Source organism: Ralstonia sp. UBA689, assembly GCF_002298975.1.
Taxonomy (GTDB): Bacteria; Pseudomonadota; Gammaproteobacteria; order Burkholderiales; family Burkholderiaceae; genus Ralstonia.
This window is the reverse complement of record NZ_DBMV01000001.1, coordinates 165,698-190,356: the sequence shown is the minus strand read 5'-3', so window position 1 is coordinate 190,356 and position 24,659 is coordinate 165,698. Positions and strand designations below refer to the sequence as shown.

Below are 24,659 nucleotides of genomic sequence, written 5' to 3'. Positions count from 1 at the left end.
CGCGAAGCCTCGCCCCGTCCACCGCCTCCCAGCCCACTGAACCCATGTCCTCCTTCATCGCAGCCGCATCCGTACCGCAGCCCGCCGTGGCAGGCGGCCCGCCCATCGCCAACGACGGCTTCTTCCCCGACATCGACGTCGACCAGGCCTACGCCGCCATGCGCCTGGACGGCACCGTCACGCAACAGCGCATGCGCGCAGCACTGGTCGAGGCGGTGATTTCCGTCAATGACGAGCTGGAGGCCTGGAAGGTCGCGCAGGTCTCGTTTGGTCGGAACAGGCTGGCCGCAGTGCCCGCGCCCAAGATCGACGGCGAAAGCGCCCATCTGCACCGCTACCGGCGCGCCGTGCACTGCCTGGCCGCCGCCTGGCTCATCGAGCGCTACCGCACCTTCGACGCCACCGCCGCCGGCGACCGCAAGGCTGAAGCCGAAAACCTGGGCGTTGACGATCTGCGCCGCGACGCCCGCTGGGCCATCAGCGACATCAAGGGCGCTGCCCGCACCACCGTCGAGCTCATCTGATGCGCGTGCGAGCCATCCAGGGCGACACGGTCGATGCCATCTGCCACCGCGTCTACGGCCGCACCGCAGGCGTCACAGAAGCCGTCTTGGCCGCCAACCCAGGCATTGCCGATCTTGGCCCCGTCCTGCCCCACGGCACCGAACTCGTCATGCCCGACATCTCCCCGCAGCCGGCCATGCAAATGGTCCAGCTCTGGGACTGACCACAAGGAACCCAATGGCTGAACCCATCTCCACCGGCTCCACCGCCACCCTCGCCGTCACGGGCGTGGGCGCGTTGTCCCTGCTGCCAGGCGTCGACCCGGGCACCGTGCTGGGCGCCTTCGCCGGCGCCGCTGTCTTCGTGCTCAACAGCGGCGAGCTCGGCACCGTCAAGAAGCTCGGCTTTCTGGCCGCGTCCATCGTCGCAGGGCTGCTGTCCGCGCCGCTGTCGGCCGCGCTCATCGCCAAGGCCCTGCCCACCAATACCGAAGTCAGCCACGCCGTGGGCGCGCTGGTCGCCTCCACCGTCGTGGTGAAGCTGCTCCTGGCTCTCATCCGCCTGGCAGACAACAGCGACCGCCTCTTCGCCTCGCTCAAGGGCGGCGCAGACAAGGGAGGCAAGCAACCATGAAAACGCTCTTCATCGTGCAGGCCGCGTTGTGCGCCCTGATCGCCCTGCGGCTGCTTCTGTTCAAGCGCGACGGCGCCGCGCACCGGCCGTGGGCGTCACGCCTGGCGTACGGCCTGGTCGTGCTCGCCGGCGCCGTCACCATCAGCGTGCTATTCGGGCGGTATGACTGGGCGCTCGCCGCACAGAACGGCATCACCGCCGTGCTGTGCGTCGCCGTCTACGCCGTGCGCGGCAACGTGGTCGAGCTTTTCCGCATGGGCGGCGCACGGCAGGGTTGGTTTGTTCGCATCCTGCGGAGGTCCGCATGACGATCCTGCGAGAAGGCATGGTCGGCGCTGCTGTGTTGGAGTTGCAGCGGCTGCTCTCCGCCAACGGCTTCACTGCCCCGGACACCGCGGTCTACTGCGCAGACACCGCCGCCGCCGTGCGCGTGGCACAGATCCGTTTCGGCCTGGTGGTCGACGGCATTGCCGGCCCCAAGACCATGGCAGCGCTGCAGTCCGGCGCGCGCAACATCCGCCACCTGACGGCCGCCGACCTGCAGGCCGCCGCTGAAACGCTCGACGTGCCTCTGGCCGCCATCCGCGCCGTCAACGAGGTCGAAAGCCTTGGCAACGGCTTCCTGCCGGACGGCCGCCCGGTCATCCTGTTCGAGCGGCACATCATGCATCGACAACTCCAACGCGCCGGCAAAGACGCCGACGCCCTGGCGCGCCAGTTTCCCAACCTGGTCAACCCCAAGCGCGGCGGCTACGTCGGCAACGCCGGCGAACACATGCGCCTGGCGCGCGCCATCCAGATCGACGAAGACTGCGCCCTCGCCTCGGCCAGTTGGGGTTCCTTCCAGATCATGGGGTTTCACTGGAACCTGCTCGACTACCCCAGCGTGCAGCACTTCGTCGCCTCCATGCGCACCAGCGAGGCGGCGCAGCTCGATGCGTTCGTGCGCTTCGTCAAAGCAGAAGCCACCCTGCTCAAGGCGCTGCGCGCCTGCAAATGGCCCACCTTCGCCAGGCTGTACAACGGCCCCGGCTACAAAGCCAACCTGTACGACGTCAAACTCGCCCGCGCCTTCGACCGCTACCAAGCCAAAGAAGAGGCCGCAGCATGACCCGCCCCGTCGCCCTGCTCACCGGCGCTGCGGTCGCCGCAGGCTTGGCCTGGTGGGCCACCGCCAGCTACAACGCCGCAGTGCAGCGCGCCAGCCTGGCAGAAGCCACCGCCGCCACCCTGCGCAAGCAGCTTCACAACGCCCAGGGCGCCACCGTCACCGTCACGCAGTACGTCGACCGCGAGCGCGTCATCCGCCTCAAGGGCGACACCATCATCAAGGAAGTCCCCCGCTATGTCCCCGTTCAAGCTGACGCTGCCTGCGTTGTCCCTCGCGGCTTTGTGCGCCTGCACGACGCCGCAGCCGCCGGCACCGTGCCAAATCCAGATACCGGAGATGCTGATGCGGCCCCCTCAGACGTTGCGCTCTCTACCGTCGCCGGCACCGTCGCTGCCAACTACACCGACTGCCACGTCGACGCCGCGCGACTGACCAGCCTGCAGCAGACGCTGCGCGATCAGGGCGTGACCATCATCGGGGAGCCGACCGCGCCATGATGAAACCCAACAGCCTGCGCGAAGCCCTCACGGCCGCCGTGCCCTACCTGGCTGCGCACCCCGATGCGCTGCATGTCTTTGTCGATGAAGGAAACGTGGTCGGCACCGGCGCTCGGTCACTCGGCTTCGAATACCGATACACGCTGACGTTGATCGTGACCGACTACCCCGACAGCTCCGACACCGTCGTCGTGCCCGTCCTGGCCTGGCTGCGCACCAACCAGCCCGACGCCTTCACCAACCCCGACAAGCGCGAAGACGCTTTCAAGTTCGAGGCCGAGATCCTGAACCACACGACCGCCGATATCTCCATCAAGCTGAAGCTGACCGAGCGGGTCACGGTGAAGGTGGATGGCAAGGGCTACCAGGTGGAACACCACCCGGAACCGGTCAACGAAGACGACGACCCTGCGACATGGAGGCCTGCGTGAGCAACCTGCACGAGCTGGACGCCTACCTGGTCGGCCTGCTGGGCAAATTGGAAGCGCCGCAGAGCCGGGCGCTGGCCCGCGCCATTGCGGTGGAGCTGCGGCGCCGGCAGTCCGCCCGGATCGCCACGCAGCGCAACCCGGATGGCACCGCCTACGAGCCGCGCAAGCCGCAGCTACGACACAAGCGCGGCGGAATCCGGCGCTCGATGTTTACGCGGCTGCGGATGGCGAAGTACATGCGCATTGAGGCGAGCCCGAACGCGGCTGTCATCACGTTTGCCGGCAAGGTTCGGCGCATTGCGTCGGTGCACCACTTCGGCCTGCGGGATCGGGTCAATAAGAATGGGCTGACAGCGCAATACGCGGCGCGCGAGTTGCTGGGCCTAGACGATGGCGATATCGCAAACATCACCGACACGGTGTTGCTGCACCTGCTTCGACCCGCCTAGCCCGCAGCACTGTTGGACTCGATACTCGGACGCTACGGCTGCTGGCGCATGCGAGGCTACTTGCTTTCGTTCATGCGCTTTTCGGCCTCCACTATGGCCGTCTCTTTATCGACGATCCAATGAATCAGGAAGCGCAAGCAGGCGCGGTAAGCGTCTGTGACGCTGGACATAAAGTCGCTGGCGATCGAGTCTCTGATGTGGTCGGGGCTGGTACCGCCATCCAATCGAGATCGAGCCTCGGCTGCCATGTTCTTGACCATGTCGTACATGTGCATGCTTTGAATCCAGCTGCGAACCGGATCGCTGTCGAACTTCACAATAGTGAGGTCGTGGGCAAACACATTTCGTATTTTGCTGACGGCGGTGAGATCACGCTGTAGCTCGGGACCTATGATGCGAAGCATATACGCAAGGCGTATCTTGGTTCCAAACGGACCGAGCGGACCGCTGGGTTGGAACAGCTCCCGTGCGATCTTTTCATCTCGGCGCATATACAGACGCAGCAGACTGGTCAGATGGTTTTCAACTATCGCACCGAGGAGCACGGCCATCGCACGCTCAGAAGATTGATCGTAAAAGGCGTGCAGCTCTTCTTCTGTGAGCTTGTCATTCAATGCCCTGCGACCGCTGCGTTGCTCTTCTTCTTGCAGCAGTGCATCGAGGGCGTCCATTGGTTGGGAAACAGCGCCTTCTTCTGCATGAACGTTGTCGGTCATTGCTCCTCCGCCTTTGCCGATTGGTGGGCTACATTCGGTTGATATTCTGCCCTGTGTCACTCGGTCGTTGTGGCAACCGCCCGCACAACAACAGTCAGGTGCAGTCTTCGCGCGCGCACGGCACTCTGCAGGCATGGACCTCGCAGAACTCGCCCGCCTCATCGAAAACCTGATCCGCATCGGCACCGTGGCCGACGTGCGCCACGGCAACCCACCGACCGTACGCGTGCGCACCGGCGGCATCACCACCACCTGGCGCCCGTGGTGCGAACGCCGAGCCGGCACCACCCGCACCTGGAGCCCACCCACCAAGGGCGAGCAGGTCGTGCTGCTCTGCCCCAGCGGCGACCCGTCCAACGGCATCATCCTGTGCGCCATCCCATCGGCCGCGAACGACGTGCCGAGCCATTCGCCCAACGAAACCGTCACGCTCTACCCGGACGGCGCGCTCACCAAGTACGACCATGCGGCCGGCATGCTTACCGTGCAGGGCGTTAAGACCGTCTTCCTGGAAGCCGCCACCAGCGTGCTGGTGAAGTGCCCGGACACGACGTTCGACGGCTCCGTCACGGTCAAAGGCCTGCTGTCCTTCATGAACGGCATTGCCGGCCAGGGCGGCAGCAACGGCAACGTCATCACGGGCGACCTGACGCACCAAGACGGCAAGCTCTCTTCCAATGGCGTTGTGCTCGACGACCACAGCCATGGCGGTATCAAGCAAGGCGGAAGCTGGACGGACGGCACGCGATGACAGGCATGAACAACACCACCGGCCGTGCCGTCGCCGACGTCGCCCATATCCGCCAGTCCGTACGCGACATTCTCACCACGCCGATTGGCTCCCGCGCGATGCGCCGAGACTACGGCTCGTTGATCCCCGAGCTGGTCGACCAGCCCATGAATCCGGCAACCCGATTGCGCGTCATGTCGGCCTCGGTTTCTGCGTTGGTGAGGTGGGAGCCCCGCATCCGCGTTGCATCCGTTCGCTTGGCGGTGGACGCAAAGGGCAGCGCTGTCGTTGATATCGAAGGCGACCGTATTGACGGGCCGCGTCCCGAATCGCTCGGCCCGGTCTCTGTGGCGCTCCGGGGCTGACCATGGGCGCAATCGACCTCTCACTGCTACCCGAGCCCACCGTTGTGGAGGTGCTCGACTACGAAGCCATCCTGGCCGAGCGAAAGGCGTACTTCGTCGCGCTGCATCCAGCCGACGAGCAGGACGCCGTGCGCGCCATGCTGGCGCTGGAATCCGAGCCCATCAATAAACTGCTGCAGGAGAACGCATACCGGGAGCTTGTTTGGCGGCGGCGGGTGAACGATGCCGCGCTGGCAGTCATGCTGCCCTTTGCAAAAGGCAAAGACCTCGACAACCTGGTCGCCAATTTCAATGTCAAGCGGCTCACCGTCCTGCCCGCTGATGACACGACCGTTCCGCCCACCGCGGCCGTCATGGAGTCCGACGAGGCGCTGCGTGAGCGTGCTCAAGAGGCATGGGAAGGCCTGTCCGTCGCAGGCCCGGCCAAAGCGTACGAGTTCTACGCGCGCTCGGCCGACGGTCGCGTAGCAGACGCTCGCGCCACCAGCCCGGCCGGGGCAGAAGTCGTGGTCTCGGTTCTTTCCCACATCGGCGACGGCAGCGCAGACGAAAACCTGCTGCGTATCGTGTACGCGGCACTCTCAGGGGAAGATACCCGGCCGTTGGCTGACCGCCTCAAGGTGCAGTCCGCAACAATCGTCCCGTATCGCATTCGCGCTACCGTGTACCTGGCGCCCGGTCCTGCAGCAGAACCCATCCTCGATGCAGCTCTGAAACAAGCAACCCGCTACACCACAGCGCGGCGCCGTATCGGCCGCGACATCAACCGCTCGGCCATTACCGCTGCGCTGCACGTGGAAGGCGTGGAAAAGCTTGTCCTGGTGGAACCCGTCGCCGACATCCCGCTCGACCTCACGCAGGCGAGCTACTGCACGGGCGTGGAGATCATCAATGGGGGCACCAGTGAGTAACGCCACGCTGCTGCCACCCAACGCCACACTGCTGGAGCGCAGAGCGGCTTCGGCTGGACAGCGCATTGAACACGTACCGGTGCCGCTGCGCGAGCTCTGGAACCCGGCCACGTGCCCAGCCGAACTGCTTCCGTTCCTGGCTTGGTCTTTCTCCGTCGACAGATGGAACCCAGACTGGCCGACATCCACCAAGCGCGCCGTCACATCCGCGTCGTACCTGGTGCACCGGCGCAAGGGAACCATCGGCGCCATCCGCCGCGCGGTGGAACCGCTCGGGTTCGAGATCCGCGTCACCGAGTGGTGGGAGACGGAGCCGCCCGGTCCCCGTGGGTCTTTCAAGCTCGATGTGCAGGTCGGAGCGTTCGGCATTGATGAAACCACCCACATCGAGCTGGAGCGCGTGGTCAACGACGCAAAGCCATGCTCGCGCCCGATGCTCGCTCTACAGATCAGCCTCGTCACGCGCGGCGCAGACGCCGCCAGTGCCGCCGCCTATCTGGGCGACACGTTGACCGTCTACCCCTACGCACCACCAGACATTGTCGTCGCGGGTACCACCCGGTTCCTCGGCGCGACGCATGACATCGACACCCTCACCGTCATTCAGTAACCGCTATGTCGCAAACATTCTTTGTCGTCCCCACCGCTGCAGGCGAGGCACGCGATGCCAACGCCAAGGCGCTGGGCCTACCCCGGCGCTACACCCACATGGCCATCGGCGATGGCGGTGGCGCGCTGCCCACGCCCGACCGCAGCCGCACAACGCTCGTGCATGAACACCACCGCGCCCAACTAAATGCCCTGTGGCAAGACCCGGGCAATCCGAGCCAGTTTGTCGCCGAGCTGGTCATTCCTGAAACGCTGGGCGGCTGGTGGATTCGCGAGCTGGGCCTGTACGACGAAGACGGCACGCTTTGCTACTACGGCAACTGCCCCGAGACCTACAAGCCACAGATGGCAGAAGGCTCCGGCCGGACACAGGTCGTGCGTATGGCCGTGCTGTCCGCCTCCGGTGCCACGGTGGAATTGAAGATCGACCCCACGCTAGCTCTGGCCACTCGGCAGTACGTCGATGAAGCCGCAGTCAAGCAGATCGCAAATATCGCGAGCAACCAGTTGCTGCATATGACCACGGTATTGCGATCCCTCTGCGACACGAACAGGCTCGTCCTGAAGAACCACTATCTATGAAAGGTGAAGCATGACTCTTGAACAACAACTGGCTGATGCCATTGCCGCGCAAAATGCCCTGACACAGGCGGTTGCAGGCAAACAAGCGCAGATTGATGAAGCAACTACAGCGCAGCAGGCGGCGTTTGTGGCATGGATGGACAACGCGAAACACCAATTCGCAGCGAACAACCTTCGCGCCCTATTCGTAGGTGGCTCGGAAAGTAAGTGGTACCCGGTCGTGTTCTCGCTGCCGGCCCGCGTGCTCGGCCGAGTCAACATCGGCCGCGGCGTGCATAACGATGCCGACAAGTACGGCAGCTTTAACGGCTCAATGAACTTCAGCCTCGATGTCGTCAGCGGTGAATGGGGCGGCGCGCCGGGGCGAGTCATCCCATATAGCTACCAGTATTCCTTGGGCACGAACGTCGTGAATCCCTATGTCGCCGACTTTGGGCCAGACGTGTACGGCATGGCGCTCGTCGTTTATCTGTTGGGTCAGCGTACATACGATATCTCAACGTCATGGCAAGGGGACGTGACGGCCTACACGGCAGACAAAGACAATCTCATCTATTCCGCTGAAGGCGACGAATACGCGATCTTTCGTGACGCCAGGACGGCAGTCGCTCCGTCCATGTTGCCCAACAACTATCTCCGTGGAGGTTAACCATGCAGGCACCGAACGATTCCGTTGACTTCACAAGCCTGAGCGCAGGCCAGAAGACTGAGCTCCTAAAGCAATGGGAGTCCCAGCAGGCTCAAATTGCCAAAGACCGTTTGCGCATGCAAATCGAAGGCGTCGCCGACACGAAGACCCGTGAAGGCGTCATGTCAGATGTCGTCGGCATGATGTTTGTCGGCCTGGCCGAGCTAGTCGTTGCGCTGTCGAAGGCAAAGAGCATTGCAGACGTCAACTCTGCAGCCGAGCCGCTTTTCAAGATCGGAAGTGCCGTCGATTCGGCAGTGAAATCGGGGGCATTGAAACTGCCCTACATGGTCAAGGTTGGGGGCGCTCAGGGCGTGCTAGCTGACATGACGGAACTGTCGAACGGCATCGCCGCAGTCATCGCAGCGCAGCGATCGGCTTCGAACCAGCAGTAGACGTGGTGGCGCCGGGTGCGGAGTACTCAGCCGGCGCGCTCCTTGTAACCTCACTCCGATCGTGCCGGCATAAGAAATGGGGCTCCCGAGCACAAGCTGGAGCCACCGCAAGTGCGGCGCGCCTATTGCAGGGCCGTCGCGCTGGATGACGGTGGCACCTGGCCGGCTGGGCTCGGCACCATCCGTTTCAGGCGCTCCACCTTGTTTGTGGCAACAATGTCGTCGACGTACCGGTCGCAGACTTCAGTGACCCACCTGTAATCCCCGGCGTTCAGTTGCGGCGCGTGGAGCTGGATAAAGAGCAGCTTCTCTTTCACGCGCGCAATGTACGTGCACAGCAGGAACTTGGCCGCTACGTGGTCTCCGCCGGTGTTGATGTCGGCTCGCCACACTGCTGTGTAGCCAGCGGCATCGTCGTCTTCGCGTCCACGATGAAGCAGCGCAAGCTGCCCAATCCGCAGTTTGTCGACCTTCTGGCCAAGCGCTTCGTCCAACTCGTGCTCTCGGCCCTTGACCGCTTTGTTGGCAAAGGCGGCAAAGTTCGCAAGCGCGGTACTTGATGCCTTTGTCTGCGAAGTGATCTTGAGGAAATCGTCCAACGAAAGGCGCTGATCCGCCATGGCGGCGGGCGTCTTGATCAGGATGTAGCTATCTCTGTCCCCGTGGCGAACCTGCATGGAGACCAATTGCGCGCCCGGCTCAAGGCGCACCGTTGATTCTTCTTTCTCGCCATCCGGCATCACCTTCGTATCGGTGTAGCCAGACGCAATAGGCACGTACAGCTCGGTGTGCCCGACCACCACTGTCCTTTCTTCGGCCGCGCTTGCGGCGCCCGCAAAGGTCAGTGCGGCAAGGAGCAGAAATGTCTTAAAGCGGTTGCTTGTCATGCGCGGTGAGAGGTGGGTTTTATAGGCAACCTGCATAGTGCAACGTCGCGCGCGGCACCGCTCGAAGTTCGGCGCTTCCCCCCTCTTCTGACGGGTCCAAATGCAGCGAATTTGCGACATTCGCCGCTGCGGCCTGTGTTCTGTTGTGCAGCCTCACGCCACAACACCCAGCGCGCGACACGCTCGCGCGCGCGCCGCATCCTTGCCGGGTCTGATCCAACGTCGGCTCACCCCGGAGGAATGCATGCCCACCGACTACCACCACGGCGTCCGTGTCATCGAAATCAACGAAGGCACACGCCCCATCCGCACCATAGCAACCGCCGTCGCCGGCGTGGTCTGCACGGCCAGCGACGCGGATGCGGCCGCCTTCCCGCTAGACACTCCCGTGTTGCTCACCGACGTGCAAGGCAGCGTTGGCAAGGCCGGCGACAAGGGCACGCTCGCCCGCACGCTGCAGGCCATTGCAGACCAAACCAGCCCTCTGACCGTCGTCGTGCGCGTGGCTGAAGGCAAGGCCGAAGGCGAGACCACCAGCAACCTGATCGGCACCACCAACGATCAAGGCCGCTACACCGGCATGAAGGCGCTGCTCGCCGCGCGCAACCGCTTTGGCGTCACGCCGCGCATCCTCGCCGCGCCTGGGCTCGACTCGCTGCCCGTCGCATCCGAGCTGGCCAGCATCGCCCAAAAGCTGCGCGCCTTTGCCTACGTCAGTGCCGCCGGCTGCAACACCAAGGAAGACGTCGTCGCCTACCGCCAGAACTTCGGCGCGCGCGAGCTCATGATGCTGTGGCCGGACTTCGTGGGCTGGGACACCGCCACCAACGCCGAGCGCACGCTCTGGGCCACCGCCCGCGCCATCGGCCTGCGCGCCAAGATCGACAACGAGACCGGCTGGCACAAAACGCTCTCCAACGTGCCCGTCAACGGCGTAACGGGCCTCTCGCGCGACGTGTATTGGGATCTGCAGAACCCCGCCACCGATGCCGGCTACCTCAACTCCCACGACGTCACCACGCTCATCAATCAAAACGGCTTCCGCTTCTGGGGCTCGCGCACCTGCAGCGCCGACAAGCTGTTCGCCTTCGAGAACTACACGCGCACCGCGCAAGTCCTGGCCGACACCATGGCCGAAGCGCACATGTGGGCCAACGACCTGCCCATGACGCCAAGCCTGGTGCGCGACATCCTGGCCGGCGTCAACGCCAAGCTGCGCAACATGGTGCGCAACGGCTACCTGCTGGGCGGCGAAGCGTGGTTCGACCCCGCCGTCAACGACAAAGACACGCTCAAGGCCGGCCAGTTGGCCCTCGACTACGACTACACGCCCGTCCCGCCGCTGGAAGACCTCACCTTCCGCCAGCGCATTACCGATCGCTACCTCATGCAGTTTGCCGACGCCGTCAAAGCGGCCTGAGCGGCGGCACCCGCAATTGCCATCTGACAAGGAACCACCATGGCACTCCCCCGCATCCTCAAACAGTTCAACGTCTTCGCCGACGGCATCTCGCACGCCGGCGAAGTGGAAGAAATCACCCTGCCCAAGCTCACGCGCAAGCTGGAGGAATACCGCGCCGGCGGCATGAACGGCCCCATCGACATCGACCTCGGCAACGAAAAGCTGGAGATGGAAACCACTTACGGCGGCCTGATGCGCGAAATCCTCAAGCAGTACGGCACCACAACCGTGGACGGCGCCATGCTGCGCTTCGCCGGCGCCTATCAGCGCGAAGACAGCAACGAGGTAGACGGCGCAGAGGTTGTCGTGCGCGGCCGTCACACGGAAATCGACTTCGGCAACGCCAAGGCCGGCAGCAAAGACCCGTTCAAAGTCAAGTCGTCGCTCTCGTACTACAAGCTGACCGTCAACGGCGAAGAGTGGATCGAGCTCGACCACGTCAACTTCATCGAGCGCGTGTTCGGCGTCGACCGCCTGGCCGAACAACGCAAGGCCATCGGGCTCTGACCGCTCAAAAGCCACCTGGCGGCCCGCCTGGCGCGGGCCATCCGCCCACACGGGGCAACCCTCCTTTCTTCTTCGCACTCATCACCATGGACAAACAAACCGCCACCATCACCCTGGACACCCCCATCAAGCGCGGCAACCAGGAAATCACCACCATCACCGTGCGCAAGCCCGGCTCGGGCGAGCTGCGCGGTGTGAGCCTCATTGACCTGATGCGCATGGAGGTGACCGCCCTGCACACCGTCCTGCCGCGCATCACCGACCCGACGCTCACCACCGCCGACGTAAGCAAGCTGGACCCCGCCGACCTGGTGCAGATCGCCAACGAGGTGACGGGTTTTTTGCTGCGGAAGCAGGACAAGGAGGACGCCTTCCTGACCGAATCGAAGACGCCGCAGCAGACGTTGCAGTGATCTTCGGCTTCCGCCTGGAGGAGCTATACGCCATGGGCATCATGGAGCTGATGGAGTGGCGCGAACGCGCCCGCGAGCGTAGCGAGGCGCAGGAATGAGCGACGCTCGCCGCCTGCGCCTGGAGGTTGTGCTGCAGGCTGTGGATCGGGCCACGCGCCCGTTTCGCAGCCTGCTGAAGACCAACAACGAGCTTGCCCGCTCGATGAAGGCCACGCGCGACCAGCTCAAGGCGCTGGAGCGTGCGCAGGGGCTGACCAACCAGTTCGGCAAGCTGCGCTCCAATATCGGCGAGACCGCCACTGCGCTCAAGGCCGCCCGGGAGCGGATGGTTCGTCTCCGCGAAGCCGTAAAAGCGGCCGAGTCGCCCACCGCCAAGCTGGTGCAACAGTTCCGCCAGGCCTCGGCCGAGTCCGTTCGTCTCGCCAGCAAATACCAGGCACAGCGCACCCAGCTCGAAGAAGTGCGGCAGAAGCTGCGGGAGGCGGGGCGCGGCTCCATGACGATGGCGCAGTACCAGGATCACCTGCGCAAATCCACCGAAGCCGCCACGCGGGCGCTAGAACAGCAGGACGCCAGGCTTAAGGCTCACAACTCTCGCGCAAAGGCACAGGCGGCGGTGCAGCACACCGCAGACCGAATCCGCGCGCGCGCCGGCAACCTGGCCGCTGCCGGAGCCGGCGCGTCGGTGGCCGGCATGGCGGCTGGCTCGCCCCTCTTGAAAGGCATTGGCCAGGCGAAAGACTACGAACAACAGGTCTCCCAGTTCCGCGCGCTCGGCATTGGCGAGAAGAAGCTGCAGGAGGCCGCAGCGTTCGCCAACAGCATCAACGTTCAGGGCCTGAGCCAGCTCGACAAACTCAAGCTGCTCAAAGAGACGTACACCATCACGCGGGACATGCACCACGCCGAAGAGATCGCGCCTGTCCTCGCAAAGATGAAGGTCGGCATCGAATCGGTCATGGCCCGGCGCGGCCACGGCGAAGGGCACGGTGAGATCGCCGAGCAAATGCTCATGGACCTGGTTAAGACCACCGAGCTGCGCGGCTCCCTCAAGAGCCCCGAAGCCTTCAAGCAGGCCGTGGATAACGCGACCAAGGCCTATGTGGCTTCTGGCGGCACGGTCAAGCCGGAAGACTTCCTCAATGCCATCAAAACGGGGGGGATCGCAGCCAAGCAGTTGGGCGACGATAGCTTCTACTTTGGCCTGCTGCACACCATGCAGGAAATGGGTGGCTTTCGCACAGGCACGGGCTTGATGAGCGCGTACACAAACTGGGTGCAGGGCCGCAGTACGCAGCAAACTGCGGAAGAGCTCGTCAACGCCGGCATGGTCGATCCGGCCTCGGTCAAGTACGGCAAGACCGGGCACGTCACCAAGATGCTGCCCGAAACGCTCGAACAGGTTGAGCTCTACAAGACCGACCCGTTCGAGTACATGACGAAAGTGCTGCTGCCCAAGATCAACCCGGACGGCAAGCTGAGCGACCAGCAAGTGGTTAGCAAAATCGGCCAAATGTTCTCCGCCCGCAAAGGCGGCGACCTTCTTGCATCGCTCTTTCTTGAGCGGGCCAATATCCAAAAGCACCGGGAGAGCGCGCCCAAAGCGTACGGAGTGGATCCGCTCTACGCCGAGGGAATGCGCATGACGCAAGGCAAGGAAATGGAAACCCTTGCCAAGGTCCGAGATCTGGAAAAGGAAATCGGCGAGAAGGTATTGCCGCTGTACGCCAGCGCCCTGGAGTGGGTCGCACGTGCAGCCGATCGCGTCACCAAGTTCATGCAGAAGAACCCCGGGCTCGCCAAGGCCATGGCCATCAGTGTTGGCGTGCTGGCCGCCTCGCTGCTGGTGCTCGGCCCCATCATGCTGGCGATTGCATCCGTGCTCGGGCCGTACGCCATGCTGCACATCCTCCTGGGCAAGATCGGCGTGTCGGGCGGCGTGCTGTCCGCCGTGCTGCGGGGGCTGGGCGGCGCCTTCATGTGGGTGGCGCGTGCGGTGCTGTTCATCGGCCGCGCTCTGCTGCTGACTCCCATCGGTTTGGCAGTCACGGCCATTGCAGTGGCAGCCTATTTGATCTACAAGCACTGGGACTGGATCAAAGGCAAGTGGCGCGAGATTTGGCAAGGCATGGAAACCGACACCAGCGGCACCATTGCCCGCATCAGCGCGATCGTGCTGAGCTGGGCACCGCTCAGGCTCTTTTACGCCGTGCTCGCGCCCGTGCTGCGCTGGTTCGGCGTCGATATGCCAGACAAATTCTCGGAGTTCGGCGCCAACATCATCAAAAGCCTGATCGACGGCCTGTTCAGCAAATTCCCCGCGCTCAAAGACGCCCTAGGGAAAGTCGCCGCGTGGTTCAAAAACCTGTTTGGCGACACCGCCCCCGCGCTGCCCACACCTCCTGAAACACCCGCGCTGGAAGCGGCCAAGACTGGTGTCGGCAAGCTGGCCGGCATCGGTGCAGGCATCGCCATCGGCAGCGCACCGGCGCTGGCCGCACCCATTTCTTTCGACATGCGCCCGGCGCTCACAACCATCGCCGCCGCCGGCGCCGCGGCCCATGCCGCGCCCATGCAGCCCATCATCAACGTGTACCCGCCCGCCGGCGCCGACCCGCAGGCCATCGCGCGCATGGTGCGCGACGAGCTGCGCCAGATCGAAAACCAACGCGCGGCGCGTGCGCGCTCGCGCCTCTCAGACAGGGATTGACCATGATGATGGCACTGGGTCTGTTCGTGTTCAGCCTGGACACGGCCCCGTATGCGGAGTTTCAACGCCAGATCGGCTGGCGCCACCCCGGCAACAATCGGGTCGGCCGCCGCCCATCGCACCAATTCACCGGCCCGGACGACGAAACCATCACGCTATCGGGCAAGCTGGTGCCCGAGCTCACCGGCGGCGAATGGACGCTCGCCGCGCTGGAAGTCATGGGCGACAGCGGCGAATCTCACACGCTCATCGAGGGCACCGGCCGCTACTACGGCCAGTTCATCATCGACAGCCTGGACACCACCCGTACCTACTTCTTCCAGGACGGCGCCGCCCGCGTGTGCGACTTCACCATCAAGCTGACCCGCGTAGATGACGGCCTGCTGTCCAAGGCGGCGAGCGTTGCAACGGACTTGCTGCGATGACGGACAAGCACACCACCGCCCTCTCCCCCCGCCCGGCCTACCGCATCAAGGTGGGCGACAAAGACATCACCGACCGCTTCCAAGGCCGGCTGATCGAGCTCACGCTCACCGACAACAGCGGCTTTGAAGCGGACCAGCTCGACATCGAGCTCGACGACAGCGACGGCAAGCTCGACCTGCCCGAGAAAGGGGTACGCCTGGCGCTGTCGCTCGGGTGGGCAGATTCCGGCCTGGTGGACAAAGGCACCTACAAGGTGGACGAGCTGGAGCACAGCGGCCCGCCGGATCGGCTCATCATCCGCGCGCGCAGCGCAGAGATGGACGGTGGCCTCATCACCCGGCGCGAAGACTCGTATGCCGACAAGACCGTCGCGGAAGTCGTCCAAGCCATCGCTCTGCGCAACAAGTTCACCTGGTTGGTCGGCAAGAAGCTGGCCGGCCAAGTCATCACCCACGTGGATCAGACCGGCGAGTCAGACGCCAACTTCCTCTCGCGGCTGGCGAAAGAGTTCGACGCCATTGCCACGGTGAAGAACGACAAGCTGCTATTCATTCCCGCCGGAGAGCCGACCAGCGGGTCGGGCCTGCCGCTGCCCACGGTCAGCATTACGCGCGCGTCGGGCGACACCCACACCTTCAGCGTTGCCGATCGGGAGAACTACAACGGCGTGAAGGCGCACTACCAGGACACGCGCGCCGGCGTGCGTGGTGAGGTGGTCATCGATGCTTCCAATGCCGTGGCCACCAAAGAGAAGCGCACCACCAAAGAGAAAAAGAAGAAGCAGGAGACGGTGCAGGCCGACCCGAACCCGGACAACGTGAAGGTGCTGCGGCACACATACGCGTCACGGTCCAACGCCGAGCGGGCTGCACGGGCGGAATGGCAGAAGATTCAGCGCGGCGTGGCGACGTTCAACATCACGCTGGCGCGCGGGCGGGCGGAGCTGTTTCCCTCGTTGCATGCGAAGGTGAGCGGGTGGAAGCCGCAGATTGATGGGACGGGCTGGTCTGTCGGCCGTGTTGTTCACAGCTTGAACGACAACGGTTTCATAACAACCATCGATCTTCAGATCGCTTCTAACAAGGTTAGTTGACCATCGACAAACAACATATCAACCGTTTTAGTTCACTAAATTCATGGGCACCACCTGCAGTGGGGGATTCTCGGCTTCTGCATACCAGTCGATAATGAGATCCAACTTTGGGTTGGATTTTTCTCATGCGTCTTACCGATTCGGCTGCCACCAAGCTTGAGCACTACTTCTTGGACATTAAGTTCGCGCCCTTAGCCCTCAGCGCCATTAGCGAGTTGCTGGCTGAAGTACTGAAGGAAGCACCGCCCCCTGCCGAGGAGATGGAAGGAGAGTTGGCAGCAGCCTTCCTTGAGAGGCTGATTCCTCTAGTACAAACAGCCATCATCAAGAAACAGCAGGCATATGGCGCTGTGCAGTGGCTTTGGTACCTTCGTCGAATGCCGGAGTTCCCCTTGATGGGTAGTTACCATACGACGCTTGCGTACGACCTCGCATTGGCAGAGTCGCTATCTTGGTATTGCCCGCAAACTGGTGCCAGCCCCTCGGGCAATCCCCTCGCCTTCAACTGCGATGAGTCAGTTGCAAGACACCTCGCAAGGTTTATTGGAAGAATCAAGCTGCTGTCGCAGCTCCACATCGCCTATCGGCGGGTCGGCAAGGGTTCAAGACTGACGGTCAGTTCAAAGGAAGTACGTTTTCATACTGACGCTGCAACAGAAGCCGCCATTAATCTCTATGACGAGCGGCATGACGCTGCGCGACAACACAATGGCGGTCGACTTGGGATCGCTGAAGGAAATACTGACTTCACCGATCCGGAACATTTCTCAGAGCCCGACATAGCGAGAGCGCACCTTGTGTTCGGCTTCCATGGCGACAAAATAGACGCCCCAACACTTTTCCCGCATGAAGGACGGCTTGTAGCCGGTCTTGTCGCAACGCGCTTCATTCTTCAATCCGCAAGTGTCGACCGTATCATCCGCCCTTTTTTGGCGGGAAACGGGCCAACGCCCGCCTATGTGCAACAACTGTCGGCATTGGTGCTGCTCCTGATTTTGTTGCCCTCACTTTTCGTTGAGTTCCCATGGGCGTTTTCGACCGTTCAGCAACGTGGGTACTTCTTAACTATGGGTGCGCAACTCCGGGCATGGGCAGACAAGAACTTAGAGCATGTAGCAAGGCAGCTCTCTGAGCGCTACCCAGAGATCGTTTGGCCCGGCAAGTACGACGACTGGATCAATAGCCTTAACTCTATTGAACCGAACCTGTGGCCACTGAAGTCCGGAGGTGTCCTGCGAAAGTTGGGAGAAATTACGCTCATAGACTTTTCAGCAGCGACTAGTTCCTTACTTGCTGGGCAGCAAATTGATAGAGACCCGGCCATAGGGAACGTTCGAGCAGGCATCTTCGAGGATGAATGCCAGGAAATCATCGATGCAAGCTCATGGGTGCCGCCGGACGCGCTCAAGCAACAGCGCCGAAAGCAGCTAAGGCGTAATGGAAACAAAATCACTGATGTCGATGCCGTCGGCTGCCGGGATGGCCAACTGCTCCTGGTTTCCTGCAAGAGCCTCGTCTACGACGGTGACTATGACAAAGGCGTACTCCGGGTGGTGAAGAACCTTCAGTCAACCATTGACAAGGCCGTTGCCGATTGGAACGCCAAGATTGAGGACATTCGCAACAACCCAAGGGGAGACAACTTCGATTTTTCCGGGTACCGCGAAATACACGGAGTCGTATGCACGCCCTTCGTGGCCTACTCGAATACGGCGGCAACCCTCCAAAGGTCTATCTTTGGATGGCACGCATGCGCCTCTGCCGAGGAACTGCGGAATGCCCTGGCCTGAAAGAACCTCCCACCACACGTATGCATATGCCGAGGAGCCCATCCCCTTCGGCTCCGACAAAGCGGTCTCCCGCCGAGCAAACGCAAACCTTCATTGCGAAGCCTCCTTCACGCTTCAAGTTCGACCACCCCCGCACTAAGCTCAACGTCTAACGCGTTGCCACACTCGTTAACCCACAGCCCCGCCACCGCGCCGTAGCCTCACCACGCGGCCCGCGCGCCGCTGTGGGAGATACGTAAGTGAGCAACAAGACGAACATCAAGCAGAGCATTTCCGCCGGCAATGGCAACGTGCAAATCGGCCAGGTGATCCTATGCGGGTCCGCCGCCCGTTCACGCTGCCCCACTCCGCCGGCGCCAGCCAAAGAACGCATGACCACCGAGCAACGGGCAGAACTCACCCACATCGCATTACAGATTGAACTGGAGGAAGATGGCGCCGTGGACGCCGGCACCGTTTGGAAAGCCTTGTGCAACCACCTCAACGGCCGGGGCTTACAAGACGTGAGAGACAACACTGAGTTGTCTCACGAGCAGTACTGGGCAGCCCGATCCTATTTGGATGGCTGGTTATCCTGCGCGCGGGGTGAAAACCTGCCGCGTACCGGCATGATTCGGGAGATCATGCGGATGTGGGGACTTCGGGGTGGGCTTCGAGCGTCCACAATGGCGTTGTGCGAAACACGGTTTCGTGCGACTACGCTGGGCGATCTAACAGACGCCCAACTACGGGCAGCGCTATGGGTTACGGTGGCAGATTGGCGCGCATACTGGACGCAACTGGAAACCAACTAACTGCCCCTATTCCGTCAGATCAGACGATCCAGAGGAATTACATTGGAATACGCTGGAAGAAACTGGCACTACAGCTACCGTCGCTACTTCGATCTTTGCGAAGAAGCAGAGTTGAAGACTTGCTCCAATCGAATTTCAGAGCAATATGCCAGGCTGACTAAGAACTGGACAACTGAACTCAACTCTGAATGGTCATGTCGCATCTACTTTGCGACAAAGATGATTCTCAACGCCACTGTGCTCACCAACAGCCTGGATTTTTCCACCAGCGTCGGGTTGAGAGTCGCCAATCCATATTTTGAGTACTACGCCACCCTCTCACTCTTGAGAGGCTTGGTCTACACGCTCCCAAGCGAGGCGTGGCAGGATGGAAAGCTCCTAGAGATATCGCACAGCAAGGCAATCAATGTTGCCTTCGACTGGATAGCAAAGTTCAACCGACCAAAGGCTGATCAACTCAAAGAGTTGACGTTGCAGCTCAAAGCTCAACGCGAACTCATTGCGTATCGCGCCCCTGCCAGTGGCGACAGCAATCTCGGCAAGGACTACGATCTCAATGAGTTGCTTGTTCTTCTAGCCGAGTCGGCACAATTCAACTCAGAGCTGCTACAAGCCTCTGTCGAGAAAAATGCAGACCCTTCTTCTTTTGAAGTTCTATTCGAGCACATCGAATCGATTTGCTCGGTTTCAATAGAAGGCTACGATTTCGTTGACTACGAGGATGCACATCGCCTGGACTATGTACGTCGAAAGATAAAGCGCCCCTACCAGCTAGCCTTGTTTATGACTGAAGGTCAAACTGAGGACTTCATTGGAGCGTGGGACAGCAAAGAAGATGAAGAGGGACACTTCTCAAACGGTTCGCCCTCCAATTGGCAAACCATTTTTGATATTCCGTGATCGAAAAGCCCGCGCCTAGCGGGCTCCCGTCACCTACACCTTCGGCGCGCACTTCCTCAACACCGGGCTCCCGATAATGCGCCCACCACCGGTACACACCCAGGCAACCTTCGCGCCCTTCTTGAGCGAAGCGGCCACCGCCTCATGCTCCTTGTCCAGGTACGCATGCACAGGCATGAACGGATTGCCGGCGCCAAGCTTCACAACGATGCCGTCGGTAAAGTCCTTGTCGATGCTCTGCACCGTACCGCTCACCAGCAGGCTCTTGCCTTTGTACTTCTGATCGGCCGCCACCTCGTTATCGTCGTAGGCCCGGAACAGCGCTTCGGCCTTGACTGGTAGGGGCGGCTCGGCAGCGTCTGCGCTCTCCAACACACTGCCCGCACTCGGGGCACCGCCTGCCGCCGGCTTTGGCTTCATAAGGTTGCTGATCGCACTGATGATGAACACGGCAATCGCCAACCCAAACAGCAACTTCACTACCTTCATCACTTCTCCTTTCTATCGTCCCGACACGCTGGTTGATAAAAAGGCTGTATGCCGCGCCCCCCCGCGCAGCTACTGCTCTATTGGAATTGCTTCAGAACGCACGCTGTCGACCATGGTGATTAAGCTAGCCGGGCCTCATCGCCCTGCGGCTACTCCATCATGAGCGCGATCGCTTCGTCTTCATTCATTACTGGAATCCCAAGCGCCTCGGCCTGAGCAAGCTGCTTGTGCCCCACCAACGGCCCGGCAACCACATAGGTCACGGTCCTGGTGATTCTCTCTCGCACATCCCAGCCAGCTTCCAACGCGCGCGCCTCCAAGGCGTCGCGTCGAGTAGGGTGCAGGCCAGCGAAGACCACCGCTGTCTGCCAATCCCATGCCTCCGCTTTGCGCCGACCTCTTTCCTTCCGTCTGGTCGAATCCGGCGACATCGCTACAGCGGAAAGCCAAGAGGCTGCGCTCATGACTTCCCCCGTCTCTGAGCGGGTAACTGAGCCAACAATGCGGTGGATCAGGAAAGAGCGCGTCGCCTTTCGATCATGGTCGTGCGCGTCCATGTATGGCCTGCCCTTTATGTCCACCACCTGAAACGCTGTCACCGTGCGCCTCTGCTGCGTTCCATCGGCCTTGCGATACCGGAATGAAATTGTGTCGGGGAGTTGGATCGGTTCGACAGTTGCCGACAGGTACATCTCCGGTGCCCTGCCCTTCGACTTTGCTGCCGGCGTAGCCCGTCTCGGCGGCTGAACCGAATCAGACTGAATGGTCGGCGCCCCACTCGCTTTCGTGCCAGTTGCACTTGCGCTGGTCGGAAGGCTAGACGGCGCCATCTGACGCACGTCGCCGGGCACGTAATTGAGCTCCCGCCACCACGCACCGAGCCGCTCGCGCAATGGCCCTGAAACGGGACGCAAAACTGGCTTAACTGCTAGCCCTGGCGCCTTCGTCGCTACCTGGCCATATCGGTGATATGCCCAACAAGTTCCAAAGGTGAACAGCCACATTAGCAACTTGCCGCCATCGCCCCAATCATCGTCATTTGACACTACTGCCGCACAGACGAACATGAAGGCGGGAACATGCGCGGCAAAAAGCGCAATCAAGTGCCCGCGCCACCGTGGCCCACCTCGGGCAACGTGACCACGAACCAATTCAAGCCATCCCCAAGCGGTCAGCCAAACATAACCGACCAAAATTCCGATGCTGGCAAACGCGTCCTGCACGTGTGCTCCACTGAATCATCCCGAGTCTAGGTTGATAAAGAGGCCGTATGCCGCGCCCCCGCACGGCCACTGCTCTGTGCTTATTTCTTCGCCTTCTTGACCGCCGGCGCTTTCGTCCGGACGTTGCCAACTTGGACGTTGTTCGAGCCGCCCACAATGATCTGGGAGCGCTTGCCCGCCTTCACAGGCTGCACGTCAGTGGCAGGGGCCGAAAGCCCGCCAATCAGCGCAAGCACACCCGCGCGCCCGCGCGCATCGAGTTCCCGATAGCCGGCCACCACTGCGTCTTCCTCTGGTGACATCAGGGAAGTCATATGCCTGCCCGTCACGATGTAGAGAACGTCGGCGCCGTTCGCGCCCCAGCCGGCCAGGGACAAGATCCCGGGCTCGCGTTCCCCAGATTCGTAGTTCGAGTAGGTCCGCAAGGCCACACCGCCGAGTTGGGCCATTTGAGTTTGGGACAACCCCAGCCGCACCCGCTCTCGCGCGAGCCGCACGCCGAATTGCAACATTGTGCTATCCATGCTCATTACACGCACGTTCGTGCATATCATTAGCCTTCATATGCAAGATTCTCTTTCACGAGTATATCGACCATGCCCCGTGGAAATGTCGCAGAACGTCGCGCGCCAACTGGCGTCGTGACTGACAAGCCCGTCTATATCCGCCTTCGGCCCGAGGAGCTTCAGAAGTTCAAAGCGCGCGCGGCCACTGAAGGCCGGTCGCTCGGCAACATGGGCCGCCTCCTGATCCTGAGCGCGCTAGCCCAGCCGAGCCCCAACAAGCTTAAGCAAGACGTGCCCCAACGGCACGCAACATCCGTTGTGGAGGATTGACCATGCACACCCAACACCGAATCGAACACGCCTTGCGGCGCAAGCTCTCCGGCCCATCGCGGCAAGACGCGCAGCAGACCATGGGCTGGGACAAAGGCGCCATGAGCCGCTTCCTGAGCGGCGAGCAAGGCGTGCTGATCGACAAGCTGGATACGCTCGTTGGCGTTTGCGGCTATGTGCTTGTTACGCGCAAGTACATGGATGCTGTCGCCACCCTAGGCGAGGTCGGCATGTTCTGCGAGTGCGCGCGTCAGGGGCTGGGCGAGTGCAGCCGTCCGCAAGGGGGTGGGAAATGAAGCGCCTGCAGAACCGCCTTGCCCGACTGCGTGCACGCAGCGACCGTGCAGACGCCAAGTTCGACCGTGCGTTTGAGTCGTGGGCGCGATTAGACGGTCGGCCCGAAAAACTCGATGAAGCTCTGGCTCTCTTCTATGCCAGGTATCCGAGCCTGACACTCTGGGCAATGAAGCAACGCCTTGCCCTGTTCAAATTCCAGCTTCGACTTACGACCGTCGTATGCACACGCTGTACAAATGTACACACGCCTGTCGCTCTGGCTGGGTGGAAGTGGCTTGGCAAGGCATCGACCGCCCAGGGGCGTCTTAAACGATTTGTATCCGGCGAGGTCGCGGTCGCGCTCAAGCAACTCGCTCAACTGCTGTCTGAGCTCCACGTTTTCCTGCTCTGTCGTGGTTACGCGCTGCAGGAGCGCCGCATTTCCCTCTTGAAGTGCACGAGCCAACTTCAAGAGGTGCATACGCTGACGCTCAAACACCTCTTCAGCTTCTGCCAGTCGGGCGCTGTCTCTGGCCGCAACGGCGGTTTTGGCAGCGGCGAACGTGTTGCCGATGTGACTGAGCAAGGTATCGATTTCCATGAGGGCTCCTCTGTTGATGATTCAAACGGTGTTGGAACCAATGAGTCTATGGCCGAGGATGTCCCTCACCCACCTTCTGTAAAACAAAGCCACAAACAGGACCGCCCATGCTGATGACCTGCCCCCATTGCAAAGGCCGTCTGAAAATCCGCACCAGCCGCGAGGTGACGCTGCTCACGCGCGAAGCCTACTTGCAGTGTGAAGACGTGCATTGCGCCTACACCTGCGCGGCCATCATTTCGCAGGTGCGCACCATCGCGCCCAGCATGCGGCCCAACCCGCAGGCCTATCTGCCCGTGAGCCGCAAGCGGCCAGCGGCGCAAGACACGCGCCAACTGGATCTGCTCGGCGGCAAGTAGCCGCCCCTCTCTTTCCTCCCTTTTCCCCTGTCCGACGGCGTGTCTCCCCCACGCCGGAGGGCGGCTTTTTGCCCATTTTTTGCGAGGCCCGTATGCAAACCAACGCAGTCTTGACCTTTGAAAACGTCGACTTTGATGTGGTCGATATCCGCAACACGCCATGGCTAAGGGTCTTCCAGATTGGAAGTGCCTTGGGCTACCGGAATCCCAGCTCCGACATGGCGAAGCTGTATGACCGCAATGCGGACGAGTTCACCGAGGAATTGACGCAGCTCATCGAGCTCGACACCGTCGGCGGCCGGCAGCAAGTGCGCATCTTCAGCCCGCGCGGCTGCTATCTGCTCGGCATGCTGGCGCGCACCGAGCGCGCCAAGGCGTTCCGCCGCTGGGTGCTCGACGTGCTGGAAGGCCGCCTGGTGCCACAAGAGACGGGCCGCATGACGGTGCCGCAGCGCCTGGCTGCGCTCCGCTGCCGCAGCACCTTGGTCAAAGAACTTGCCAACGCACGCACCGCGCCACTGGCGGTGGAGCTGTACGCCAACCTGCAGCAGGTCTCCCGGCTGCTGGGCATGCAGGCGCAGCCCATCTCCGTGCTTGCGCCCATCGCGCGCCAGAACAGCCTGCAGGGCATTGCCTGAGGAGGCCAGCATGCAACCGTCTGTCCTGGCTTTCGTTGTCCGCGTTACCAGCTCCACCGGCGTGCGCCAGCGTTTCTTCGTCTTGGCCCGCTCCAGCGTCGACGCACTGCTCATGGTGCTCGGCCAGCGCGGCATCAGCGCGCGCGGTGCCTCTGCCCGCCCCGCGCGGAGGGCCGCCTGATGCTCGCTCTCGTCAACCTCTGGATGGTGCTCACCGCCCTGGTGTCGGTGGCTCTGCTGAACTACGACAGCCGCACGCACCGCTGGGGCGCACTGGTGGGCCTGCTGGGCCAGCCTGCATGGCTGTACCTGACGCACGTAACCAATGAGCCCGGCATGTTCACCGCCAGTGTGTTCTTCCTGCTGTGCTACGGCCACGGCGTCTGGCGGGGCTTCTTCGCCAGTGGGGTGCGCCATGAGTAAGCCGAGCGTCTCCGAGGCGGATGTGCGCCGCGCCTACCGCTTCCTGCGCGTCCTCACGCCGTACAACGCCATGTCCGCGCCGCTGCGCGCAATCGTTACCGCAACCGCACGGGCACGCCTGAAGAAGCGCTCCCACACGAACCCTCCCGCCATCGACCTGAAGCGCCGCGCCGCTGGCGACCTGGACGACTGACATTCATCGAGACCTGAC

At 62.2% G+C, this 24,659-nt stretch carries 37 protein-coding genes; 31 read left to right on the top strand and 6 right to left on the bottom strand.

Features of this window, described 5'->3' with window-relative positions:
- Window positions 1-44 precede the first annotated feature (44 nt).
- From B4F51_RS00995 to B4F51_RS00960, 8 genes are read left to right on the top strand one after another with little or no spacing between them, the layout of a single operon-like run.
- Window positions 45-524 carry a head completion/stabilization protein gene (locus B4F51_RS00995; protein WP_296223229.1) on the top strand — a complete coding sequence of 160 codons (480 nt, stop codon included), beginning with the start codon at window positions 45-47 and terminating at the stop codon, window positions 522-524.
- Window positions 524-727 (top strand): tail protein X, encoded by a 204-nt coding sequence (locus B4F51_RS00990; protein ID WP_027681354.1) that lies wholly within the window; start codon window positions 524-526, stop codon window positions 725-727. Before B4F51_RS00995 ends, B4F51_RS00990 begins: the two co-directional genes overlap by 1 nt.
- Before the next feature lie 14 nt (window positions 728-741).
- The gene (locus B4F51_RS00985; RefSeq protein WP_260784573.1) at window positions 742-1,137 is read left to right on the top strand and encodes a phage holin family protein; all 396 of its coding nucleotides are present in this window, start codon (window positions 742-744) and stop codon (window positions 1,135-1,137) included.
- Window positions 1,134-1,445: a phage holin family protein gene (locus B4F51_RS00980; protein WP_296223228.1), complete on the top strand. Its 312-nt coding sequence runs from the start codon at window positions 1,134-1,136 to the stop codon at window positions 1,443-1,445. Before B4F51_RS00985 ends, B4F51_RS00980 begins: the two co-directional genes overlap by 4 nt.
- Window positions 1,442-2,248 (top strand): N-acetylmuramidase domain-containing protein, encoded by an 807-nt coding sequence (locus B4F51_RS00975; protein WP_296223227.1) that lies wholly within the window; start codon window positions 1,442-1,444, stop codon window positions 2,246-2,248. The genes B4F51_RS00980 and B4F51_RS00975 overlap by 4 nt, the downstream gene beginning before the upstream one ends.
- A complete protein-coding gene (locus B4F51_RS00970; RefSeq protein WP_296223226.1) occupies window positions 2,245-2,745 on the top strand; it encodes a hypothetical protein in 501 nt (166 codons plus the stop codon). The genes B4F51_RS00975 and B4F51_RS00970 overlap by 4 nt, the downstream gene beginning before the upstream one ends.
- The gene (locus B4F51_RS00965) at window positions 2,742-3,176 is read left to right on the top strand and encodes a phage tail protein (RefSeq protein ID WP_296223225.1); all 435 of its coding nucleotides are present in this window, start codon (window positions 2,742-2,744) and stop codon (window positions 3,174-3,176) included. The genes B4F51_RS00970 and B4F51_RS00965 overlap by 4 nt, the downstream gene beginning before the upstream one ends.
- Window positions 3,173-3,625 carry a phage virion morphogenesis protein gene (locus B4F51_RS00960; protein ID WP_296223224.1) on the top strand — a complete coding sequence of 151 codons (453 nt, stop codon included), beginning with the start codon at window positions 3,173-3,175 and terminating at the stop codon, window positions 3,623-3,625. Before B4F51_RS00965 ends, B4F51_RS00960 begins: the two co-directional genes overlap by 4 nt.
- Before the next feature lie 56 nt (window positions 3,626-3,681).
- On the opposite strand, the gene B4F51_RS00955 is transcribed toward B4F51_RS00960, so the two are convergent.
- On the bottom strand, window positions 3,682-4,341 hold the full coding sequence (locus B4F51_RS00955) for an MltR family transcriptional regulator (protein WP_296223223.1): 660 nt from the start codon (window positions 4,339-4,341) through the stop codon (window positions 3,682-3,684).
- Window positions 4,342-4,474: 133 nt separating this feature from the next.
- Between B4F51_RS00955 and B4F51_RS00950 the strand changes: the two genes are divergently transcribed.
- The 7 genes from B4F51_RS00950 to B4F51_RS00920 are packed head-to-tail and all read left to right on the top strand — an operon-like array spanning window position 4,475 to window position 8,621.
- The gene (locus B4F51_RS00950) at window positions 4,475-5,092 is read left to right on the top strand and encodes a phage baseplate assembly protein V (RefSeq protein ID WP_296223222.1); all 618 of its coding nucleotides are present in this window, start codon (window positions 4,475-4,477) and stop codon (window positions 5,090-5,092) included.
- A complete protein-coding gene (locus B4F51_RS00945; RefSeq protein WP_296223221.1) occupies window positions 5,089-5,436 on the top strand; it encodes a GPW/gp25 family protein in 348 nt (115 codons plus the stop codon). The genes B4F51_RS00950 and B4F51_RS00945 overlap by 4 nt, the downstream gene beginning before the upstream one ends.
- Before the next feature lie 2 nt (window positions 5,437-5,438).
- A complete protein-coding gene (locus B4F51_RS00940) occupies window positions 5,439-6,347 on the top strand; it encodes a baseplate assembly protein (RefSeq protein ID WP_296223219.1) in 909 nt (302 codons plus the stop codon).
- Window positions 6,328-6,957 (top strand): phage tail protein I, encoded by a 630-nt coding sequence (locus B4F51_RS00935; RefSeq protein WP_296223217.1) that lies wholly within the window; start codon window positions 6,328-6,330, stop codon window positions 6,955-6,957. The genes B4F51_RS00940 and B4F51_RS00935 overlap by 20 nt, the downstream gene beginning before the upstream one ends.
- A 5-nt stretch (window positions 6,958-6,962) precedes the next feature.
- Window positions 6,963-7,538 carry a phage tail protein gene (locus tag B4F51_RS00930; RefSeq protein ID WP_296223216.1) on the top strand — a complete coding sequence of 192 codons (576 nt, stop codon included), beginning with the start codon at window positions 6,963-6,965 and terminating at the stop codon, window positions 7,536-7,538.
- Window positions 7,539-7,548: 10 nt separating this feature from the next.
- A complete protein-coding gene (locus tag B4F51_RS00925; RefSeq protein WP_296223215.1) occupies window positions 7,549-8,187 on the top strand; it encodes a hypothetical protein in 639 nt (212 codons plus the stop codon).
- 2 nt (window positions 8,188-8,189) lie between these two features.
- Window positions 8,190-8,621, top strand: coding sequence for a hypothetical protein (locus B4F51_RS00920; RefSeq protein WP_296223214.1), 432 nt, complete (start codon window positions 8,190-8,192; stop codon window positions 8,619-8,621).
- A gap of 122 nt (window positions 8,622-8,743) precedes the next feature.
- Here B4F51_RS00920 and B4F51_RS00915 read toward each other — a convergent pair whose 3' ends face one another.
- On the bottom strand, window positions 8,744-9,544 hold the full coding sequence (locus B4F51_RS00915) for a hypothetical protein (RefSeq protein WP_296223213.1): 801 nt from the start codon (window positions 9,542-9,544) through the stop codon (window positions 8,744-8,746).
- 208 nt (window positions 9,545-9,752) lie between these two features.
- On the opposite strand from B4F51_RS00915, the gene B4F51_RS00910 reads away from it, so the two are divergent.
- The 10 genes from B4F51_RS00910 (at window position 9,753) to B4F51_RS00865 (ending at window position 19,603) form a co-directional block, all read left to right on the top strand.
- Window positions 9,753-10,928, top strand: a complete 1,176-nt coding sequence (locus B4F51_RS00910) for a phage tail sheath protein (RefSeq protein WP_296223211.1) — start codon at window positions 9,753-9,755, stop codon at window positions 10,926-10,928.
- Between the two features lie 39 nt (window positions 10,929-10,967).
- Window positions 10,968-11,477, top strand: a complete 510-nt coding sequence (locus B4F51_RS00905) for a phage major tail tube protein (protein WP_296223210.1) — start codon at window positions 10,968-10,970, stop codon at window positions 11,475-11,477.
- Between the two features lie 86 nt (window positions 11,478-11,563).
- A complete protein-coding gene (locus B4F51_RS00900; RefSeq protein ID WP_296223209.1) occupies window positions 11,564-11,890 on the top strand; it encodes a phage tail assembly protein in 327 nt (108 codons plus the stop codon).
- A complete protein-coding gene (locus B4F51_RS00895) occupies window positions 11,887-11,988 on the top strand; it encodes a GpE family phage tail protein (RefSeq protein ID WP_296223208.1) in 102 nt (33 codons plus the stop codon). Before B4F51_RS00900 ends, B4F51_RS00895 begins: the two co-directional genes overlap by 4 nt.
- Window positions 11,985-14,600, top strand: a complete 2,616-nt coding sequence (locus B4F51_RS00890; protein WP_296223207.1) for a phage tail tape measure protein — start codon at window positions 11,985-11,987, stop codon at window positions 14,598-14,600. The genes B4F51_RS00895 and B4F51_RS00890 overlap by 4 nt, the downstream gene beginning before the upstream one ends.
- 2 nt (window positions 14,601-14,602) lie before the next feature.
- Window positions 14,603-15,025, top strand: coding sequence for a phage tail protein (locus B4F51_RS00885; protein ID WP_296223206.1), 423 nt, complete (start codon window positions 14,603-14,605; stop codon window positions 15,023-15,025).
- Window positions 15,022-16,119: a phage late control D family protein gene (locus B4F51_RS00880; RefSeq protein WP_296223205.1), complete on the top strand. Its 1,098-nt coding sequence runs from the start codon at window positions 15,022-15,024 to the stop codon at window positions 16,117-16,119. The genes B4F51_RS00885 and B4F51_RS00880 overlap by 4 nt, the downstream gene beginning before the upstream one ends.
- A 125-nt stretch (window positions 16,120-16,244) precedes the next feature.
- A complete protein-coding gene (locus B4F51_RS00875; RefSeq protein WP_296223204.1) occupies window positions 16,245-17,909 on the top strand; it encodes a hypothetical protein in 1,665 nt (554 codons plus the stop codon).
- Between the two features lie 239 nt (window positions 17,910-18,148).
- Window positions 18,149-18,703 carry a hypothetical protein gene (locus B4F51_RS00870; protein WP_296223203.1) on the top strand — a complete coding sequence of 185 codons (555 nt, stop codon included), beginning with the start codon at window positions 18,149-18,151 and terminating at the stop codon, window positions 18,701-18,703.
- A gap of 42 nt (window positions 18,704-18,745) precedes the next feature.
- On the top strand, window positions 18,746-19,603 hold the full coding sequence (locus B4F51_RS00865; protein ID WP_296223202.1) for a hypothetical protein: 858 nt from the start codon (window positions 18,746-18,748) through the stop codon (window positions 19,601-19,603).
- 33 nt (window positions 19,604-19,636) lie between these two features.
- Here B4F51_RS00865 and B4F51_RS00860 read toward each other — a convergent pair whose 3' ends face one another.
- The 3 genes from B4F51_RS00860 to B4F51_RS00850 all read right to left on the bottom strand — a co-directional run bounded on the left by B4F51_RS00860 (window position 19,637) and on the right by B4F51_RS00850 (window position 21,827).
- Window positions 19,637-20,092: an OB-fold protein gene (locus B4F51_RS00860; RefSeq protein ID WP_296223201.1), complete on the bottom strand. Its 456-nt coding sequence runs from the start codon at window positions 20,090-20,092 to the stop codon at window positions 19,637-19,639.
- Window positions 20,093-20,241: 149 nt separating this feature from the next.
- Complete coding sequence (locus B4F51_RS00855) at window positions 20,242-21,315, bottom strand: WYL domain-containing protein (protein WP_296223199.1); 1,074 nt, start codon at window positions 21,313-21,315, stop codon at window positions 20,242-20,244.
- A gap of 80 nt (window positions 21,316-21,395) precedes the next feature.
- Complete coding sequence (locus B4F51_RS00850) at window positions 21,396-21,827, bottom strand: helix-turn-helix domain-containing protein (protein WP_296223198.1); 432 nt, start codon at window positions 21,825-21,827, stop codon at window positions 21,396-21,398.
- Window positions 21,828-22,153: 326 nt separating this feature from the next.
- Between B4F51_RS00850 and B4F51_RS00845 the strand changes: the two genes are divergently transcribed.
- Complete coding sequence (locus B4F51_RS00845) at window positions 22,154-22,447, top strand: DNA-binding protein (RefSeq protein ID WP_296223197.1); 294 nt, start codon at window positions 22,154-22,156, stop codon at window positions 22,445-22,447.
- 89 nt (window positions 22,448-22,536) lie between these two features.
- Here B4F51_RS00845 and B4F51_RS00840 read toward each other — a convergent pair whose 3' ends face one another.
- Window positions 22,537-23,028, bottom strand: a complete 492-nt coding sequence (locus tag B4F51_RS00840) for a hypothetical protein (RefSeq protein WP_296223195.1) — start codon at window positions 23,026-23,028, stop codon at window positions 22,537-22,539.
- A gap of 107 nt (window positions 23,029-23,135) precedes the next feature.
- On the opposite strand from B4F51_RS00840, the gene B4F51_RS00835 reads away from it, so the two are divergent.
- From B4F51_RS00835 to B4F51_RS00815, 5 genes are all read left to right on the top strand, one after another.
- Complete coding sequence (locus B4F51_RS00835) at window positions 23,136-23,387, top strand: ogr/Delta-like zinc finger family protein (protein ID WP_296223194.1); 252 nt, start codon at window positions 23,136-23,138, stop codon at window positions 23,385-23,387.
- A 92-nt stretch (window positions 23,388-23,479) separates the two neighbouring features.
- A complete protein-coding gene (locus B4F51_RS00830) occupies window positions 23,480-24,025 on the top strand; it encodes a BRO-N domain-containing protein (RefSeq protein WP_296223193.1) in 546 nt (181 codons plus the stop codon).
- Between the two features lie 10 nt (window positions 24,026-24,035).
- The gene (locus tag B4F51_RS00825; protein WP_296223192.1) at window positions 24,036-24,206 is read left to right on the top strand and encodes a hypothetical protein; all 171 of its coding nucleotides are present in this window, start codon (window positions 24,036-24,038) and stop codon (window positions 24,204-24,206) included.
- Window positions 24,206-24,448, top strand: coding sequence for a hypothetical protein (locus tag B4F51_RS00820; protein ID WP_296223191.1), 243 nt, complete (start codon window positions 24,206-24,208; stop codon window positions 24,446-24,448). Before B4F51_RS00825 ends, B4F51_RS00820 begins: the two co-directional genes overlap by 1 nt.
- On the top strand, window positions 24,441-24,641 hold the full coding sequence (locus B4F51_RS00815; RefSeq protein ID WP_296223190.1) for a hypothetical protein: 201 nt from the start codon (window positions 24,441-24,443) through the stop codon (window positions 24,639-24,641). The genes B4F51_RS00820 and B4F51_RS00815 overlap by 8 nt, the downstream gene beginning before the upstream one ends.
- Window positions 24,642-24,659: the final 18 nt, after the last annotated feature.

Excerpts from the sequence above, each read along its gene's own strand:
- B4F51_RS00995 (WP_296223229.1), top strand. The coding sequence starts at position 45 with ATGTCCTCCTTCATCGCAGCCGCATCCGTACCGCAGCCCGCCGTGGCA.
- B4F51_RS00990 (WP_027681354.1), top strand. The coding sequence starts at position 524 with ATGCGCGTGCGAGCCATCCAGGGCGACACGGTCGATGCCATCTGCCAC.
- B4F51_RS00985 (WP_260784573.1), top strand. The coding sequence starts at position 742 with ATGGCTGAACCCATCTCCACCGGCTCCACCGCCACCCTCGCCGTCACG.
- B4F51_RS00980 (WP_296223228.1), top strand. The coding sequence starts at position 1,134 with ATGAAAACGCTCTTCATCGTGCAGGCCGCGTTGTGCGCCCTGATCGCC.
- B4F51_RS00975 (WP_296223227.1), top strand. The coding sequence starts at position 1,442 with ATGACGATCCTGCGAGAAGGCATGGTCGGCGCTGCTGTGTTGGAGTTG.
- B4F51_RS00970 (WP_296223226.1), top strand. The coding sequence starts at position 2,245 with ATGACCCGCCCCGTCGCCCTGCTCACCGGCGCTGCGGTCGCCGCAGGC.
- B4F51_RS00965 (WP_296223225.1), top strand. The coding sequence starts at position 2,742 with ATGATGAAACCCAACAGCCTGCGCGAAGCCCTCACGGCCGCCGTGCCC.
- B4F51_RS00955 (WP_296223223.1), bottom strand. The coding sequence starts at position 4,341 with ATGACCGACAACGTTCATGCAGAAGAAGGCGCTGTTTCCCAACCAATG.
- B4F51_RS00950 (WP_296223222.1), top strand. The coding sequence starts at position 4,475 with ATGGACCTCGCAGAACTCGCCCGCCTCATCGAAAACCTGATCCGCATC.
- B4F51_RS00945 (WP_296223221.1), top strand. The coding sequence starts at position 5,089 with ATGACAGGCATGAACAACACCACCGGCCGTGCCGTCGCCGACGTCGCC.
- B4F51_RS00940 (WP_296223219.1), top strand. The coding sequence starts at position 5,439 with ATGGGCGCAATCGACCTCTCACTGCTACCCGAGCCCACCGTTGTGGAG.
- B4F51_RS00935 (WP_296223217.1), top strand. The coding sequence starts at position 6,328 with ATGGGGGCACCAGTGAGTAACGCCACGCTGCTGCCACCCAACGCCACA.
- B4F51_RS00930 (WP_296223216.1), top strand. The coding sequence starts at position 6,963 with ATGTCGCAAACATTCTTTGTCGTCCCCACCGCTGCAGGCGAGGCACGC.
- B4F51_RS00925 (WP_296223215.1), top strand. The coding sequence starts at position 7,549 with ATGACTCTTGAACAACAACTGGCTGATGCCATTGCCGCGCAAAATGCC.
- B4F51_RS00920 (WP_296223214.1), top strand. The coding sequence starts at position 8,190 with ATGCAGGCACCGAACGATTCCGTTGACTTCACAAGCCTGAGCGCAGGC.
- B4F51_RS00915 (WP_296223213.1), bottom strand. The coding sequence starts at position 9,544 with ATGCAGGTTGCCTATAAAACCCACCTCTCACCGCGCATGACAAGCAAC.
- B4F51_RS00910 (WP_296223211.1), top strand. The coding sequence starts at position 9,753 with ATGCCCACCGACTACCACCACGGCGTCCGTGTCATCGAAATCAACGAA.
- B4F51_RS00905 (WP_296223210.1), top strand. The coding sequence starts at position 10,968 with ATGGCACTCCCCCGCATCCTCAAACAGTTCAACGTCTTCGCCGACGGC.
- B4F51_RS00900 (WP_296223209.1), top strand. The coding sequence starts at position 11,564 with ATGGACAAACAAACCGCCACCATCACCCTGGACACCCCCATCAAGCGC.
- B4F51_RS00890 (WP_296223207.1), top strand. The coding sequence starts at position 11,985 with ATGAGCGACGCTCGCCGCCTGCGCCTGGAGGTTGTGCTGCAGGCTGTG.
- B4F51_RS00885 (WP_296223206.1), top strand. The coding sequence starts at position 14,603 with ATGATGATGGCACTGGGTCTGTTCGTGTTCAGCCTGGACACGGCCCCG.
- B4F51_RS00880 (WP_296223205.1), top strand. The coding sequence starts at position 15,022 with ATGACGGACAAGCACACCACCGCCCTCTCCCCCCGCCCGGCCTACCGC.
- B4F51_RS00875 (WP_296223204.1), top strand. The coding sequence starts at position 16,245 with ATGCGTCTTACCGATTCGGCTGCCACCAAGCTTGAGCACTACTTCTTG.
- B4F51_RS00860 (WP_296223201.1), bottom strand. The coding sequence starts at position 20,092 with ATGAAGGTAGTGAAGTTGCTGTTTGGGTTGGCGATTGCCGTGTTCATC.
- B4F51_RS00850 (WP_296223198.1), bottom strand. The coding sequence starts at position 21,827 with ATGTTGCAATTCGGCGTGCGGCTCGCGCGAGAGCGGGTGCGGCTGGGG.
- B4F51_RS00845 (WP_296223197.1), top strand. The coding sequence starts at position 22,154 with ATGCACACCCAACACCGAATCGAACACGCCTTGCGGCGCAAGCTCTCC.
- B4F51_RS00840 (WP_296223195.1), bottom strand. The coding sequence starts at position 23,028 with ATGGAAATCGATACCTTGCTCAGTCACATCGGCAACACGTTCGCCGCT.
- B4F51_RS00835 (WP_296223194.1), top strand. The coding sequence starts at position 23,136 with ATGCTGATGACCTGCCCCCATTGCAAAGGCCGTCTGAAAATCCGCACC.
- B4F51_RS00830 (WP_296223193.1), top strand. The coding sequence starts at position 23,480 with ATGCAAACCAACGCAGTCTTGACCTTTGAAAACGTCGACTTTGATGTG.
- B4F51_RS00825 (WP_296223192.1), top strand. The coding sequence starts at position 24,036 with ATGCAACCGTCTGTCCTGGCTTTCGTTGTCCGCGTTACCAGCTCCACC.
- B4F51_RS00820 (WP_296223191.1), top strand. The coding sequence starts at position 24,206 with ATGCTCGCTCTCGTCAACCTCTGGATGGTGCTCACCGCCCTGGTGTCG.
- B4F51_RS00815 (WP_296223190.1), top strand. The coding sequence starts at position 24,441 with ATGAGTAAGCCGAGCGTCTCCGAGGCGGATGTGCGCCGCGCCTACCGC.